Annotated in this window: 15 protein-coding genes; 9 read left to right on the top strand and 6 right to left on the bottom strand. The window is 67.0% G+C overall.

Annotated features, from left to right (window positions below; all coding sequences use genetic code 11):
- Nucleotides 1-32: 32 nt before the first annotated feature.
- From rlmH to GO608_RS05675, 9 genes are all read left to right on the top strand, one after another.
- Nucleotides 33-503, top strand: coding sequence for a 23S rRNA (pseudouridine(1915)-N(3))-methyltransferase RlmH (gene rlmH, locus GO608_RS05715; RefSeq protein ID WP_169197099.1), 471 nt, complete (start codon nt 33-35; stop codon nt 501-503).
- A gap of 352 nt (nt 504-855) precedes the next feature.
- Nucleotides 856-1,905 carry an ethylbenzene dehydrogenase-related protein gene (locus GO608_RS05710; protein ID WP_169197100.1) on the top strand — a complete coding sequence of 350 codons (1,050 nt, stop codon included), beginning with the start codon at nt 856-858 and terminating at the stop codon, nt 1,903-1,905.
- A 78-nt stretch (nt 1,906-1,983) separates the two neighbouring features.
- Complete coding sequence (locus GO608_RS05705) at nt 1,984-3,660, top strand: ferric reductase family protein (protein WP_169197101.1); 1,677 nt, start codon at nt 1,984-1,986, stop codon at nt 3,658-3,660.
- 176 nt (nt 3,661-3,836) lie between these two features.
- Nucleotides 3,837-4,457 (top strand): Maf family protein, encoded by a 621-nt coding sequence (locus tag GO608_RS05700; RefSeq protein WP_169197102.1) that lies wholly within the window; start codon nt 3,837-3,839, stop codon nt 4,455-4,457.
- Between the two features lie 92 nt (nt 4,458-4,549).
- The gene (gene rng, locus GO608_RS05695) at nt 4,550-6,004 is read left to right on the top strand and encodes a ribonuclease G (protein ID WP_169197103.1); all 1,455 of its coding nucleotides are present in this window, start codon (nt 4,550-4,552) and stop codon (nt 6,002-6,004) included.
- Nucleotides 6,001-6,960: a prenyltransferase gene (locus tag GO608_RS05690; protein ID WP_169197104.1), complete on the top strand. Its 960-nt coding sequence runs from the start codon at nt 6,001-6,003 to the stop codon at nt 6,958-6,960. Before rng ends, GO608_RS05690 begins: the two co-directional genes overlap by 4 nt.
- A gap of 35 nt (nt 6,961-6,995) precedes the next feature.
- The gene (gene ruvA / locus GO608_RS05685) at nt 6,996-7,595 is read left to right on the top strand and encodes a Holliday junction branch migration protein RuvA (RefSeq protein ID WP_169197105.1); all 600 of its coding nucleotides are present in this window, start codon (nt 6,996-6,998) and stop codon (nt 7,593-7,595) included.
- A gap of 51 nt (nt 7,596-7,646) precedes the next feature.
- On the top strand, nt 7,647-8,708 hold the full coding sequence (gene ruvB, locus GO608_RS05680) for a Holliday junction branch migration DNA helicase RuvB (protein ID WP_169197106.1): 1,062 nt from the start codon (nt 7,647-7,649) through the stop codon (nt 8,706-8,708).
- A gap of 9 nt (nt 8,709-8,717) precedes the next feature.
- Nucleotides 8,718-9,074, top strand: a complete 357-nt coding sequence (locus GO608_RS05675; RefSeq protein WP_169197107.1) for a hypothetical protein — start codon at nt 8,718-8,720, stop codon at nt 9,072-9,074.
- Here the strand turns inward: GO608_RS05675 and GO608_RS05670 are convergent.
- The 6 genes from GO608_RS05670 to GO608_RS05645 all read right to left on the bottom strand — a co-directional run bounded on the left by GO608_RS05670 (nt 9,062) and on the right by GO608_RS05645 (nt 14,639).
- Complete coding sequence (locus GO608_RS05670; protein WP_169197108.1) at nt 9,062-10,252, bottom strand: class I SAM-dependent rRNA methyltransferase; 1,191 nt, start codon at nt 10,250-10,252, stop codon at nt 9,062-9,064. The genes GO608_RS05675 and GO608_RS05670 overlap by 13 nt on opposite strands.
- Nucleotides 10,253-10,337: 85 nt before the next feature.
- Entirely contained in the window at nt 10,338-10,883 is a 546-nt protein-coding gene (locus GO608_RS05665) for an IclR family transcriptional regulator (protein ID WP_169197109.1), read from the bottom strand.
- Between the two features lie 342 nt (nt 10,884-11,225).
- A complete protein-coding gene (locus GO608_RS05660; protein WP_169197110.1) occupies nt 11,226-11,876 on the bottom strand; it encodes a DUF484 family protein in 651 nt (216 codons plus the stop codon).
- A 79-nt stretch (nt 11,877-11,955) separates the two neighbouring features.
- Nucleotides 11,956-12,789 (bottom strand): diaminopimelate epimerase, encoded by an 834-nt coding sequence (gene dapF, locus GO608_RS05655; protein WP_169197111.1) that lies wholly within the window; start codon nt 12,787-12,789, stop codon nt 11,956-11,958.
- A 99-nt stretch (nt 12,790-12,888) separates the two neighbouring features.
- Nucleotides 12,889-13,776, bottom strand: a complete 888-nt coding sequence (locus tag GO608_RS05650) for a lysophospholipid acyltransferase family protein (RefSeq protein ID WP_169197112.1) — start codon at nt 13,774-13,776, stop codon at nt 12,889-12,891.
- Nucleotides 13,770-14,639, bottom strand: coding sequence for a lysophospholipid acyltransferase family protein (locus GO608_RS05645; RefSeq protein WP_169197113.1), 870 nt, complete (start codon nt 14,637-14,639; stop codon nt 13,770-13,772). Before GO608_RS05645 ends, GO608_RS05650 begins: the two co-directional genes overlap by 7 nt.
- Nucleotides 14,640-14,832: the final 193 nt, after the last annotated feature.

Raw genomic sequence — 14,832 nt, 5'->3', positions numbered from 1 at the left:
TACGCCATTGGCTGCCGCGGCCGTCGTCGCCGATGAAGCTGCTGATCGTCGCCGTCGGCACGCGCATGCCTGCATGGGTCGAAGCCGGTTTCGGTGAATTCGCGCGACGGATGCCACGCGAATTGCCGTTGCAACTCGTCGAAGTGAAGGCCGAGCCGCGCACGACCGGCAAGACCGTCGACGCGATGATGGCGGCCGAAGCGACGCGCATCGAAGCGGCGCTTCCGGCGCGCTGTCGGCGCGTGATCCTCGACGAGCACGGTACCGACCTGACGACGATGGCGCTCGCACGCCGCCTCGAAACCTGGCAGGCCGGCGGCGAGGACGTAGCGCTGATCGTCGGCGGCCCGGACGGACTGTCCCCCGCGCTGAAGGCGACGGCGCACGAGCGGGTGCGCCTGTCGAGCCTGACGCTCCCGCATGCACTGGTCCGCCCGCTCCTTGCCGAAGCGTTGTATCGCGCGTGGAGCGTGCTCAAAAATCATCCCTATCATCGCGAGTAGCACCACACTAACGATTGCCGCGACCTCCCAGCGTGCTCTGTCGGTGTTGTAGTCCCTGCTTGCACACAGCAAGGACCATTTCTCCGGCATAGTGGCAGCTCAACGCTTGCATACGATAGTGCGACTCATTATCATTATCGTTGTTATGATAGATGACCCCGCCAGCGCGGGATCGCCAGCCAGCCAGCCAGCAGGCATGCCCTGCCTTCCGCCAGCCATTGACGCAGCCTCGCCGAGGCAGGAGCGGAAGATGGCCTGTGGCTTCCCCGACTCTCCTCCCCCGCAACTCCGCGGCGCTGCATGTCGCCATGCGCCGTCAATCGGAGCCAACTCATCTCCCGGAGTAGAGTCGATGAACAAACCGGATATCCTCGTCCTGACCCTGTCTGCCTTGCTCGGCGCGACCGGCGCCCAGGCCGCCTCCCCGCTACAACTCCAGTCCTTCCGCACTGATCAGCCGATCGCCATTGACGGCGTCCCGGACAAGGCCTGGAGCAAGGCTGTCCCGCTTACCCTGACCCTCAACGAACTGCCCTACAAGCCGAGTAGCGGTTATGACGGAATCAAGGACACGGAGGCGGAACTGCGCGCCCTCCACGACGACGAGCACGTCTATTTCCTGCTGCGCTACGAGGACCCGACCGAGAGCCTGCAGCGCTTTCCGTGGATCAAGCAGGCCGACGGCAGCTGGAAGCAGATGATGAACAAGGACAGCACCGGCCATGAAAACCAATGGTACGAGGACAAAGTCTCCCTGTTCTGGAACATCGATCAGAAGGGTTTCGAGAAGAAGGGCTGCGACATGTCCTGCCACTTGCCCGAGAACGGTCTGATCGAAGGCGTCGAGGACAAATCCGCCGGTCGCCACTACACCAGGAGCAAGGGTGAAACGGTGGATATGTGGCACTGGAAATCGACCCGCACTGGTCCCGTCGGCCTCGCCGACGACCAGTACGTGGACGCCAGCCGGCAGGAGAACAAGGAGTGGGGGCGCAAGAGCGACGTCGGCACTGGCGGCTACTATGACAACAAGAGCGCCGACGGCAAGCTGCCGGCCTGGATGAACGGCGCCAAGGTGACCCGGCACCGTCATCTGGTGGCCGAGCCGACCAAGGTCGCGTTCGAGGACGATTTCAAGCCGGGGGACAGGGTGAACGGCATCGTCGCCCGCGGCTTCGAAGGCTCCCGGGCCGACATCGCGGCCCAAGGCGTGTGGAAGGACGGCTACTGGACGCTGGAGATCAAGCGCAAGCGCGTCACCGCAGGGGAAGGAGCGACCGAACAGGACGTGCAATTTGCCGACCTGGCCAGGACTTACCACTTCGGCCTGGCCATTTTCGACCACGCCCAGATCAACCACCTGTTCCACAAGAAAGCCGTCGCCTTCACCTTCAAGCGCTGAGACCGAGCGCCGGCGCCGGCATGCCGGCGCCGGTACCGGGAACCGTTCACGCCCGCTCCGACCAGGAGGCTTGCCAGCATGAATACCCGCAACATACTCGCCGTCTCGACTGCAGCGCCGGGAGGCTGGCGTCCGGGCCGGCTCACTGCGCGCCACAACCTGTGGTCGGGCATCCCCTGGTTGCTTCTCTTCAGCGCCGCCCTGGTCGCCCAGTTCTACCTCGGCTTCATCTACCAGTCGAACGAGACCACGAACCTGCCCATGCGGCTCGCCCGGGGCACCGCCTGGTCCCTCCTGGTGGTGCTTGCCGTCCTGTGGCTGCCGGTGATGCGCCATGCCGTCTCGGCGCTGCGCCGCTCCCGATTGGGCGAGGGGCTGCCGCTGGACAAGGCCAAGTCCGTCCACCGCTGGCTCGGCCACCTGTTCATCGCCCTCGCCCTGGTGCATGGCGCGAACTACCTGGGCTATTTCACGACCCTCAACGCCCCCTTCACCGACATCCTCTTCGGCCGTGAGCCGGATCTGCTGCGCGCCATGCGCACCACGATGTACGAGTTCGTCAGCGACGACGAGTACATCGACATCACCGAGCGCTGGATCGCCGCCGGCATGCCGAAGGACATGTACGAGGCGGAACTGGGGTATTTCATCAAGGATGAGTGCGGCAAGTGCCACAGCAGCTCGTCGACCCAGACCTACGCGATTCCCGGGATGCCCATCACCAATTACGCGGAGGCGGCTTCCTGGACCGGAGAGAACATCCAGTCGCGCCAATTCCGCATCAACATGAGCGGCCTCGTGCTGTTCGTCCTCGGGGCGGCGCTATGGATCTTCTCCCTGAAGCACTTCCGCCGCCGGCATCATCACCTGTTCCAGCGCATCCACCGCCTCGGCTACCTGTTCGCCGCCCTTCTGCTGCTGCACATCCCCAGCCTGGAGTGGATCTATCTGCCGCTGGTCGGGCTGGCGGCCGAACTCTACCTTTCCCGCCGCCATCACCTTTATCGCGACTGCATCGCCCGGCTGACCCCCCTGGAAGGCAACGTGGTGCGCCTGGAGATCGATCGCCCCCAAGGCATGATCCTGCGCGCCGGCCACTACGTGCGGCTGCGCATTCCCGCCCTGTCGCGCAAGGAATGGCACGAGTTCTCCCTCACCGGCCAGCGTCCGACGGCGGAAGGAGACTCGGTGGTACTCAAGATCCGCTGCAGTGGCGACTGGACCGGTCGCCTGCAGGCGACGCTGGCCGGCAAGACCGAGCACACACTGCAGGTCGATCTGCGGGGACCTTACGCCAGTCCGGTGGCCCATGCGCTGAAGACAGGGGAATGGGTGCTGGTGGCTGGCGGCATCGGCGTCACACCCTTCCTCGGCCTGATCCGGGAAATCCTGCGCGAGCCCGGGATGCACCGCGAATTCCACCTGGTCTGGATGGTGCGCGAGCCGGCGCTGCTGGAATGGGTGCGCCCCCTGGTCGAGCGCCTGTGCGAGCGCCGGGACATCCGCTGCCACTGGTACTTCTACCTCACCGATCTGCCTGAAGATGGCCGCCCGCCGGTGTGGCTGGAGCGCGTTCAGGGCGAGCCGGGAGTGAGGCTGCGCAGCGGCATGCCCGACTGGTCGACGCTCGCCGCCGAAATCGCCGTCCAGAGCCGGCGTCCCACCTGCTTCGTCTGCGGACCGGCGGCCCTCGCCAGCGACGTCGTACGCGTCTGCCGACGCCGCGGCTGGCCGGTGCGGCTGGAACAGTTCTAGGTCACCGGGCGATCTTGCCGGCGCACGCCGAGAAACGGCCCGGCGGACCGTGCATGAAGAGGCCAGGCCGCAGGGATCACTCCGCATCGACCGAAACGGGGCATTGCCGGCGCATTTGCGGGGCCGCGCGCGGTAGAATTTCGGCCGAACTGCACATTCCCGGCGCCCCGACACCAATGAAGCCCATTCAAGCCCGCATCTACCTCGCATCGCGCAGCCCGCGCCGGCGCGAGTTGCTGCGCCAGATCGGCGTTCAATTCGAGCTGCTCGTGTTCCGCGGCGGCGAGCGCGGCCAGGACGCGGATGTCGACGAAACCCCGCAGCCCGGCGAGCCCGTCGAACGTTACGTCGAGCGCCTCGCGCTGACCAAAGCCGAAGCGGGATGTCGGCGCCTGCAATGGCGTTCGCTGCCCCATCACGCGGTGCTGGGCGCCGACACGACGCTCGAACTGGATGGCCATATCATCGGTAAGCCTGCCGATGCCGCCGACGCCGCGGCGATCCTGCACCAGCTGTCGGGACGCACGCACCGCGTTCTGACCGCAGTCGCGCTGAGCGACGGCAGTCGCACGCGCAGCCGGACGAGCATCAGCGAAGTGCGTTTTCGCCCCCTCGACGACGCCGAGATCCGCCACTACATCGCCACCGGCGAACCGATGGACAAAGCGGGTGCATACGGCATCCAGGGGCGAGCGGCGCTGTTCATCGAGGAGATCCGCGGCAGCTACACCGGAATCATGGGCCTGCCGCTGTTCGAAACCGCCCAGCTGCTCGAAAGCTTCGGCTATCCTTTGTAGCCGCGGCGGCTCACCTGCGGGACGCGATGGGCAATGCGCAATCGATGATGTGGACATCATCGATTGCGCATTCCCCATTACCGGTTTTCCCAATGAGCATCGAATTTCTCATCAACTTCACGCCGCAGGAGACGCGCGTCGCGATCGTCGAACAGGGCGTGGTACAGGAACTGCACGTCGAGCGTACCGCGAGCCGCGGCATCGTCGGCAACATCTACCTCGGCCGGGTCGTGCGCGTGCTGCCCGGCATGCAGTCGGCGTTCATCGACATCGGTCTCGAACGCACCGCCTTTCTTCATGTCGCCGACATCTGGAGCGATCGACACAACGGCGACACGGGGCGGCCGATCGAGCGCATCCTTGCCGAAGGCCAGAATCTCACCGTGCAGGTGCTAAAGGACCCGCTCGGCACCAAAGGCGCACGCCTGTCGACGCAGATCAGCATCGCGGGGCGGCTGCTCGTGTACCTGCCCCAGGAAAAGCACATCGGCATCTCGCAGCGCATCGAGGACGAATCGGAGCGCGAGGCGCTGCGCGAGCGCCTGACACGACTCGTGCCGGCGGACGAAGCCGGCGGCTTCATCGTCCGCACGATGGCCGAATCAGCGTCCGACGACGAACTCGGCGCCGACATCGCGTACCTGCGCAAACTGTGGAACGAGATCCGCAACAGCGCGACCGGCCGCTTCCCGCCGAGCCTGCTGTACGAAGACCTCGGCCTCGGCCAGCGCGTGCTGCGCGACCTCGTCGATGACGACACTTCGCGCATCCTCGTCGATTCGCGCGAGAACCACCAGAAACTCGCCGCTTTCGCCGCCGAGTACACCCCCAAGGTGCTGCCGCTGCTCGAGCACTACGGCGGCGAGCGGCCGCTGTTCGACCTGCACAACGTCGAGGACGAGATCCAGAAAGCGCTCGCGCGGCGTGTCAGCCTCAAGTCCGGCGGCTACCTGATCATCGACCAGACCGAAGCGATGACGACCGTCGACGTCAACACCGGCGGTTTCGTCGGCGCGCGCAACTTCGACGACACGATCTTCAAGACCAACCTCGAGGCGGCGCAGACGATCGCCCGCCAGCTGCGCCTGCGAAACCTCGGCGGCATCATCATCATCGACTTCATCGACATGGAAAACGTCGAGCATCGCGACATGGTGCTCGACGAGTTCAAGAAGGCGCTCGCGCGCGACCACACCAAGATGACCGTCAACGGCTTTACCGCGCTGGGCCTCGTCGAAATGACGAGGAAGCGCACGCGCGAGTCCCTCGCCCATCTCTTGTGCGAGCCCTGCCCGACCTGCGATGGCCGCGGCGAAGTCAAGACCGCGCGCACGGTGTGCTACGAGATCCTGCGCGAACTGCTGCGCGAGGCGCGCCAGTTCAACGCGCGCGAGTTCCGCGTACTCGCCGCGCCGAACGTCATCGACCTCTTCCTCGACGAGGAATCCCAGTCGCTAGCGATGCTGTCGGACTTCATCGGCAAGAAGATCTCGCTGCATCCGGAAGCGAGCTACTCGCAGGAACAGTTCGACATCGTGCTGCTGTGAGTCGCGCTGCGCCTCCGGCCGCCGAGCCGACGCCGCAACGCTACGCGAGCGCGCCGCGGCGTTACTTCGCGGCGACACGCCCGGCTTTCCTCAGCGTCACGCTCGCCGGCTGCCTGATCGGGCTCGCCGCGGCGCATGCCGACGGCGTTGCGCTGGATGGGCTGCGCGCAGCGGTCACGGTGCTGTTCGCGCTGCTCGCGCACGCCGGCGCGAACGTGCTCAACGACTTTCACGACGCGGTCACCGGCGCCGATGCCGCAAACTCGGAGCGCATCTATCCGTTCACCGGCGGCAGCCGCTTCATCCAGAACGGCGTGCTCACGCTGCGCGAGACGGCGGCATTCGGCTACGCGCTGTTCGCACTGGTGATCCCGGCCGGACTGTGGCTCGCGTTCGGCGCGGGGGCGGGCCTGATTGCGATCGGATTGGCCGGACTCGTGCTCGGCTGGGCGTATTCGGCGCCGCCGCTCAAGCTTGCGAGCCGCGGGCTGGGCGAATTCGCTGTCGCGGCGTGCTGGCTGCTCGTCGTGGTCGGCGCCGATTTCGTCCAGCGCGGCGCGTTCGCCTGGACGCCGGTCGCGGCCGGCGTATCGTTCGCGCTGCTCGTCGCGAACCTCCTCTACATCAACCAGTTCCCGGACCGCGCCGCTGACGCCGCGGCAGGCAAGCGCACGCTCGTCGTGCGCCTCGGCGCCGACACCGCGAAATGGGGCTATTTCGGCATCGCGCTGGTCGCTTACGGCTGGCTCGTGCTGCAGATCGGACGCAACAACCTGCCGCAGGCGTGCGCCGCCGCGGCGCTGACGCTGGTCCTCTCGTTTCATGCCGCGCGGCAGTTGCGCGAGCACGCCGGTGAACCGGCCGAACTCGCACCGGCGATCAGGCTGACGATCGCCGCGACGAACCTGCACGGTCTCGTGCTCGCTGCGACGCTCGCGTTCGGCTCGCACGGCTGATCGGACACAACTCCCAGACCTCCGGACCACCCCTCATGATCGGACGCATCACCGGCATCCTGCTGGAAAAGAACCCGCCGCAGATCGTCGTCGACACGCACGGCGTCGGCTACGAAATCGACGTGCCGATGAGCACGTTCTACGGCCTGCCCGCGACCGGGCAGTCGCTCTCGCTGTTCACGCACCTGGCGATCCGCGAGGACGGCCATTTCCTCTACGGCTTCGCGAGCGCCGACGAACGCGCCGCCTTTCGCCAGCTGCTGAAAGTGTCCGGCATCGGCGCGCGCACCGCGCTGTCGGTGCTCTCGGGCCTGTCGGTCGGCGATCTCGCGCAGGCAGTCGCGCTGCAGGAAACCGGTCGCCTTGTGAAAATTCCCGGCATCGGCAAGAAAACCGCCGAGCGGCTGCTGCTCGAACTGCGCGACAAGCTCGGCAGGGCGTTGCCCGGGCTCGGCGCAAGCACCGTTCCAGGCGCTGCAGCGCAGCCGGCAGACAGTCGCAGCGACATCCTCAACGCGCTGCTCGCGCTCGGCTACAACGACAAGGAAGCGCAATCGGCGCTGAAAGCGATTCCGCCCGAGACAGGCGTCTCCGACGGCATCCGCCAGGCGCTCAAGCTGCTGTCGAAAGCCTGAGGCCGCGAGGCCGAGTTTCGCCGCATGGGCCGCTCAGGCTAAACTCTCGCGATGATCGAAACCGACAAACTGCAGGCTCCGCGCATGATTTCGGCGCAGACCGCCGACCGCCAGGAAGACGTCGTCGAGCGCGCGCTGCGTCCGAAGCGGCTCGCCGAATACGTCGGCCAGGCAAAAATCCGCGAACAGCTCGAGATCTTCATCCAGGCGGCGAAGAACCGCGGCGAGGCGCTCGACCACGTGCTGCTGTTCGGCCCGCCGGGTCTGGGCAAGACGACGCTCGCGCACATCGTCGCCGCCGAGATGGGCGTGAACCTGCGCCAGACTTCGGGGCCGGTGCTCGAACGCGCCGGCGATCTCGCGGCGCTGCTGACGAACCTCGAACCGCACGACGTGCTGTTCATCGACGAGATCCACCGCCTGTCGCCGGTCGTCGAGGAGATCCTCTATCCGGCACTCGAGGATTTCCAGATCGACATCATGATTGGCGAAGGGCCCGCGGCGCGCTCGGTCAAACTCGATCTGCCACCTTTCACGCTGGTAGGCGCGACGACGCGCGCCGGGATGCTGACGAACCCGCTGCGCGACCGTTTCGGCATCGCGGCACGGCTCGAGTTCTACACGCCGCAGGAGCTCGCGTACATCGTCGGGCGTTCCGCCAGCCTGCTCGATGTCACGATCGACGACGCCGGAGCGGTCGAGATCGCGCGGCGGGCGCGCGGCACGCCGCGGATCGCGAACCGGCTGCTGCGCCGTGTACGCGACTATGCGCAGGTGAAAGCCGACGGCGACATCACCGCCACCGTCGCCGATGCCGCGCTGCTCATGCTCGACGTCGACCACCTCGGACTCGACCTGATGGACCGCAAGCTGCTCGGCGCGATGCTCGAAAAATTCGGCGGCGGCCCGGTCGGGCTCGACAACCTCGCCGCGGCGATCGGCGAATCATCCGACACGATCGAGGACGTGCTCGAACCGTACCTGATCCAGCAGGGCTACCTGCAGCGCACGCCGCGCGGGCGCATCGCGAGCGCGTCGATCTGGCAGCATTTCGGCCTCGCCTTTCCCCGGCGCGCCGGCGACGAAAGCGCGGAGCTATTCTCCACTCCCTGAGCGGTCGCAATGCGCACGTTCCAGGCTTTGGCGATCGTGCTGTGTGTGTTCGGCGCAATCCATCTGCTGCAGGGGCCGACGTTCTTCTGGCCCGATCGCTTCGATCCGGCCCGCGGCGTGCTGCTCGGCGGCCTGTCGTCGCAGCTGCTCGGTGCCGGCCTCGTCGTCGTCGCCGCGCTCGGCCTGATGGCCGGCCGGCAGGCGGGACACGGCGACGGACGCGCCGCGCCGCGCCGCTGGCAGCTCCGCTATTTCCTGCTGATCGTGCTCGCGCTGGGTCTGGTCAGCGCGGCCTTCACGACCGGCGAGCGCGGCCCGAACCCGGACTGGCGCGCGCCGGCGAGCGAAGGCGTTCAGCCGACCTGAAGCGCGAGCCCTTTCAGATATTCGCCTTCGGGCACCGCAAGGCCGACCGGGTGATCGGCCGCCGCCGCCAGCCGGTGCAGGATGCGCGCATCGACGCCGGCATCGCTTGCCGCGCCGGCGAGGATTTTCTGGAACAGTTCGAGGCCGATGCCGCCGGAACATGAGTACGTCATCAGAATGCCGCCGGGATTGAGCAAGCGGAAGCCGAACAAGTTGATGTCCTTGTATGCGCGCGACGCGCGATCGGCGTGCGCCGCCGACGGGGCGAACTTCGGCGGATCGAGCACGATCAGGTCGAAGCGTCGCCCTTCGCTCTTCAACGCGCGCAAGGCCTCGAACACGTCAGCCTGCAGCCATTCGGCGCGCCCCGCGTCGAGCTGCGGATTCATCGCCAGATTGCGCCGTCCCGCGTCGAGCGCCGGCGCGGACGAGTCGATCGACAGCACCGACGTTGCGTCGCCGGCCAGCGCCTGCAGCGAGAACCCGCCGGTGTAGCAAAAGCAGTTCAGCACGCTGCGCCCGGCCGCGAGCACGCCCGTCAAGCGGCGGTTGTCGCGTTGATCGAGGTAGAAGCCGGTCTTGTGGCCACTGATGACATCGACTTCCATGCGCACGCCGTTCTCGACGATCGTCAGCACGGCCTCTGGCAGCTCGCCATGCACGCAGCCGGTCTTGGGCCCGAGTCCTTCGAGGCCGCGCACCTCGGAATCGGAGCGCTCGTACACGGCCGTGCAACCGGTCGCCTGCACCAGCCCGGCAATGATCGCCTCGCGCCACTTCTCGGCGCCAGCGCTCGTCAGCTGCATGACCACGACGTCGCCGAAGCGATCCGCGATGATGCCGGGCAGGCCGTCCGATTCACCGTGGATCAGCCGCACTCCGCTCTCGTCGGCGAGTAGCGGATGCGTCGCCCGGCGCGCGACCGATTCGGCGACGCGGCGCTTGAAGAATGCATGGTCGATCGTGATGTCGGCAGCGAACGACCACATCCGGGCGCGGATCTGCGATTCCGGCGACCACGCCGCACGGCCGAGGAAGCGCCCGTCGTCGGCGACGACTTCGACGGTGTCGCCCGGCCGCGCGCGCCCTTCAAGGCGGGCCACCGAGCCGGCGAAAACCCAGGGATGACGGCGCAGGAGCGAACGCTCCTTGCCGGGATTGAGGACGAGCTTGGACATCGGGAGGCGGACCGCAGGGAGATGAGTCAGGCGCGAGAGTGTAAGGCGAGCGGCGCCGGCTCACCAGCGCCGTGCCGCCAAAGCTTCAGCCCTTGCGGTTTGTCCGGCCCCGCGGATGCCGAAGCTTCCGCACGCGATCCGCGGTTTCGAGGAACTCCGGCAGATCACGCGAGCACAGCAGGTTGCCGAAATGCTTCAGCGCGCGCGGCGTGAGATACAGATGCCCGTTCTGCTGCTTGCGGATCCAGCCCAGCTCGACGAGGCGCCCGATCTTGCGCCGGACCGTCTCGCGCGGCAGGCCGGTTGCAGCGGCGATCGAATAGGCGTTGCACGGCCGCAGCCGGGACATGTGCTCTTCGTCGGATTCTCCCTCGACTTCGTCTGCGGTGAGGCGATCGCTTTCGTCGTCGTGTTCGAGCGCACCGATATTGTGCAGCGCGATTTCGCCGAGCAGGATCGGCAAGAGAATATCCCGCTCGAACTCCTCGAACAGGCGCCTCAGGCTGTGAACCTGGTAGCGGGCAAGCACGATCGCCGCATTGCGCAGCAGCGAAACACGCGTCTGGGCGGCCCCGTCGTTGGGGCTGTCGGGCGCACCGGCGCCAGGAGTTTCAGGATCAATGTCGGGCATTGCTGCCTTGCTCCCACAGCCTGCGGCGTCGGGTCCGAGGGAAGATTTGTTAAGAGATGTTTCAGAATAGCTGAATAGCCGCGTGCGGGTTCAAACTTTGTTACCCGATTTGGGCATCGAGTGTTTGGCGGGAGGCGCCGGCAGAAAGACCGGACGTGGCGGGGCAGCGCCTGGCGCTCGAGGCGGCGCAGCGAGGCTCGGCGGTTCCTTGCGCGGCGGGCGCCGCGTCGGGAACCTTGACCAGATGCAGAAGGGTGTGTAGGGAGGATCGGCGAACTGCAAATGCTCGCGGGACGAGCTGTTCTTGCGGCGCCGCGGCCTCTCGGTCCGCGGCGCACCCCGTCAGGCCAGCTGCCGTCGCAGCGCCGCTGCGACCAGGTCGCCGATGCGCGCGAGATACAGCGTTCCCATCCCGGGGTAGAAGCGTTCGGCCTCTTCGCTGCCAAGCGCGAGCAGGCCGAGCACCTGGTCGTCGCGGCGCAGCGGCACCAGCGCCACGGAACGGATATGACAAGCGGCGGGGCCGAACCAGTCGATCACTTCAAGATTCGCCGGCGCGCCGCAATACGGGTGACTCAGGTCCGTCGCGAAAAAGCGCAGCTCTTCGGTTACCGGCGAAAAGTCCTCACTTTCGCGCAACTGCGCATCAGCCCAAATGCGTAGCGCGACGTTCGGCACCGAAAAGTTGTCGCGCACATTTTCGAGCAACGCAAAACGCAGCGTGTCGTAGTCTTCGGCTTCGACCAGCGCAAGCGTCAGGCGATGGACTTTTTCGCCGATTTCGTCGTTTTCCTCGCCGTAGCGAATCAGTTCGGCGAGCTTGCTTTCGAGCTGCCGGATCTTGTCGCGCAACGCATGAAGCTGCCGTTCGGCCAGGGAGATGGCCTGCCCGCCGTGCGGATGCGGAACGGTCAGCTGCGTGAACAGTTCGCCGTGGTCGGCGAGAAAGTCCGGATGTTCCTTCAGATAACGTGCGACATCAGCGGCATTCATGGAAAAGCTGCTCCCCGTGAGGCCCATGCGCGCCTCCTCGTATTCGTTGCAATCAGCGAAACCGCTCGGCCGAGGTCGCTCAGTCGACGGCGATTTCGCCCGCGAAAACAGTCACCGCCGGACCGGTCATCAGCACCGGCTGCCCCGGGCCTCCCCACGCGATGTCGAGTTCTCCGCCGCGCGTCTCGACGCGCACCGGCGACTGCGCGAGTTCGCACAGGATCACGGCCACGACCGCCGCGCAGGCGCCGGTGCCGCAAGCAAGCGTTTCTCCCGCACCGCGCTCGAACACCCGCAGGCGGATACGGTGGGCATCGACGACCTGCACGAAGCCGGCATTGACGCGTGCCGGAAAGCGCGGATGGCGTTCGATCAGCGCTCCGTGCGCCGCGACGGGCGCGGCGTCGACATCGGCGACGACCTGCACGGCGTGCGGATTGCCCATCGACACGGCGGTGATCGCGATAGTTTCACCGCCGACGTCGAGCGGCTGCACGATCGCGTCGGAGTCGGACACGAACGGCACGCGCGCGGGCTCGAGCACCGGCACGCCCATATCGACCGTCACGAGACCATCGTCTTCGAGCTGCGGCGCGATGATGCCGGAGCGCGTCTCGACGCGGATGCGACGCTTCGCGGTGAGCCCCTGCTCGTGCACGAAACGCACGAAACAGCGCGCGCCATTGCCGCACTGCTCGACTTCGCCACCATCGGCGTTGAAGATCCGGTAGCGGAAATCGACGTCGGGGCGGCTCGCTTCCTCGACCACCAGCAGCTGGTCGCAGCCGATGCCGAAATGGCGGTCGGCAAGATGGCGGACCTGCTCCGGGGTCAGGTGGACGGACTGGCGGATGGCGTCGATGACGATGAAATCGTTGCCGAGGCCGTGCATTTTCGTGAAGCGCAGAAGCATGGGAAATCGCAGCTCGGGTGGATGCAGGGGGAGCGGTGGCTCGGCGAATTCTGGCTCAGCCGCTGCAGGACGTCCAGCGACAGCACGCTGTACGCATTCTCAGTACGGCCGCGCCTCGCCGGCAGGGCGCGTCTTGAAGCGCCGGTGCACCCAGTAATACTGCTCGGGCATCGTCCGCACCACGGATTCGATCCAGCGGTTCATCAGCGCGGTGTCGTCCTCGACGTCCCGCGTCGGATAGTCCGGCCACGGCTCGCCGAGCTCGGCGACGTAGCCGCGCCCGCCCGGCAGCATTCTCGTCACGCACGGCACGACGGCCGCGCCCGCGAGCCGGCCGAGCCGCGAAAGCCCGGTGATCGTCGCCGCCGGCACGTCGAAGAACGGCACGAAGATCGCGTCCTTGCGGCCGTAGTCCATGTCGGGCAGATAGTAGAACGGACGCCCCGCCTTCATCGCCTTGACCGTACCGCGCACGCCGTCCTGACGCGACAGCAGCAATTGATCGCCGAAGCGGCTGCGTCCGTGGTACAGCCAGCGGTCGAGCACGCGGTTCTTCTGCCGCGCGTAGATGCTGACGCTGTCGAACTCCATCGCGACGCGCGAGCCGCCCATGTCGAGGCCGACAAAATGCGGCGCGAGCAGGATCACCGGCCGGCCCGAGTCGAGCAGCGCGCGCAGCCGCTCCGCGCCTTCGAGCCGGATCAGCCGCTTGAGCCGCGCCTCGCTCGCCCACCACAGCAGCCCGCGCTCGACGAGGCTGCGTCCGAGCGCACGAAAATGCGCGCGCACAAGACGCCGGCGCGCACCGGCGTCGAGCTCGGGAAAGCACAGCCGCAGGTTCACCGACGCTATGTGGCGTCGCGGGCGCGCGACCCAGTACATCGCTTCGCCGACGGCGCTGCCGATCACCGCGAGCACCGGCAGCGGCAGCCAGTGCAGGAGCCAGAACAGCGCCACCGTCAGGCGCGTGAGCGCGCCCGTCAGCACGTCGCCTCCGGGGGCGGCGGCACGCCCGAAGGACGTTTATAGCGGTTGTAGCCCCACAGGTACTGCGCCGGGCATGCAAGCACGAGACGTTCGATCTCGCGATTGATCGCCGCGCAGCGCTCTTCGAGTGAGCCCGCGATCGGTTCCACGGGTTCGGAAAGCCGCAGCACATAGCCTGCCCCGTGCGGCAGCCGCTCGGTCCACACCATCACCACCTTGACGCCTTTCACTTCCGACAGGCGCGCCGCGAGCGTCATCGTCCATGCCGGCCGGCCGAAGAACGGCGCCCACACGCCTTCGCCTTCGGCCGGCGCCTGGTCCGGCAGCATGCCGACCATCTCGCCGCTGCGCAGCGCCTTGACCAGACGGCGCACGCCGGACACATCCGCCGGGGCAACGCGGATCGCGCCGCGCGCACGCCCGGCTTCCATCAGCGGGCGCAGCGCCGTCTTGCGCGGCGGGCGGAACAGCACGGTGATCGGTCCGTGCGTCGAACAATACTGCGCGCACATCTCGAAGCAGCCGAGGTGCGCAGTCAGCAGCAGCACGCTGGCGCCCTCGGCCTGCGCCCGAGCGATCAGCTCCTGCCCTTCGACCCGCACGATGCGCGCCAACACCTCGTCCTGCGGACGCAGCCACACGAACGGCAGCTCGAGCGCCTGCCGCCCGGCTTCGGCGACCGCCGCGTCACGCAGCGCTGGGTCGCGCCGGCCGGTCGCCTGGGCGAGATTGTCCTCGAGGCGGCGACGGTATGACGGTGAACAGCGCCAGATGGTCCAGCCGGCCCAGCCGCCGAGCCGATGAAGCCATGACAGCGGCAGGCCGGCGAGAATGCGGAATGACAGATTGACGAAGAAGGTCACGCGAAGAGGTCACATCGAGGAGAGCATCGGCGCCGGTCGAATCGGCGCAGGCCCGGGGACAGGCCCAAGCGCCCGCTCCGGACCCGGCACATTTGACCGCCGGATCACAAAGCATATAATTATCGCCCAGCCGCCGAGTTAATACGACAACTTGCAGGGCGGCGCCACGAACGCACCTAACCGGTCGTGGCAC

It is taken from the genome of Aromatoleum buckelii (assembly GCF_012910785.2).
Lineage (GTDB): Bacteria > Pseudomonadota > Gammaproteobacteria > Burkholderiales > Rhodocyclaceae > Aromatoleum > Aromatoleum buckelii.
This window is presented reverse-complemented; position numbering and strand designations above follow the sequence as displayed.

Coding starts and splice junctions, on each gene's coding strand:
- GO608_RS05675 (WP_169197107.1), top strand. CDS start 8,718: ATGCGCACGTTCCAGGCTTTGGCGATCGTGCTGTGTGTGTTCGGCGCA.
- rng (WP_169197103.1), top strand. CDS start 4,550: ATGAGCATCGAATTTCTCATCAACTTCACGCCGCAGGAGACGCGCGTC.
- GO608_RS05700 (WP_169197102.1), top strand. CDS start 3,837: ATGAAGCCCATTCAAGCCCGCATCTACCTCGCATCGCGCAGCCCGCGC.
- GO608_RS05670 (WP_169197108.1), bottom strand. CDS start 10,252: ATGTCCAAGCTCGTCCTCAATCCCGGCAAGGAGCGTTCGCTCCTGCGC.
- rlmH (WP_169197099.1), top strand. CDS start 33: ATGAAGCTGCTGATCGTCGCCGTCGGCACGCGCATGCCTGCATGGGTC.
- ruvB (WP_169197106.1), top strand. CDS start 7,647: ATGATCGAAACCGACAAACTGCAGGCTCCGCGCATGATTTCGGCGCAG.
- ruvA (WP_169197105.1), top strand. CDS start 6,996: ATGATCGGACGCATCACCGGCATCCTGCTGGAAAAGAACCCGCCGCAG.
- dapF (WP_169197111.1), bottom strand. CDS start 12,789: ATGCTTCTGCGCTTCACGAAAATGCACGGCCTCGGCAACGATTTCATC.
- GO608_RS05705 (WP_169197101.1), top strand. CDS start 1,984: ATGAATACCCGCAACATACTCGCCGTCTCGACTGCAGCGCCGGGAGGC.
- GO608_RS05710 (WP_169197100.1), top strand. CDS start 856: ATGAACAAACCGGATATCCTCGTCCTGACCCTGTCTGCCTTGCTCGGC.
- GO608_RS05665 (WP_169197109.1), bottom strand. CDS start 10,883: ATGCCCGACATTGATCCTGAAACTCCTGGCGCCGGTGCGCCCGACAGC.
- GO608_RS05660 (WP_169197110.1), bottom strand. CDS start 11,876: ATGAATGCCGCTGATGTCGCACGTTATCTGAAGGAACATCCGGACTTT.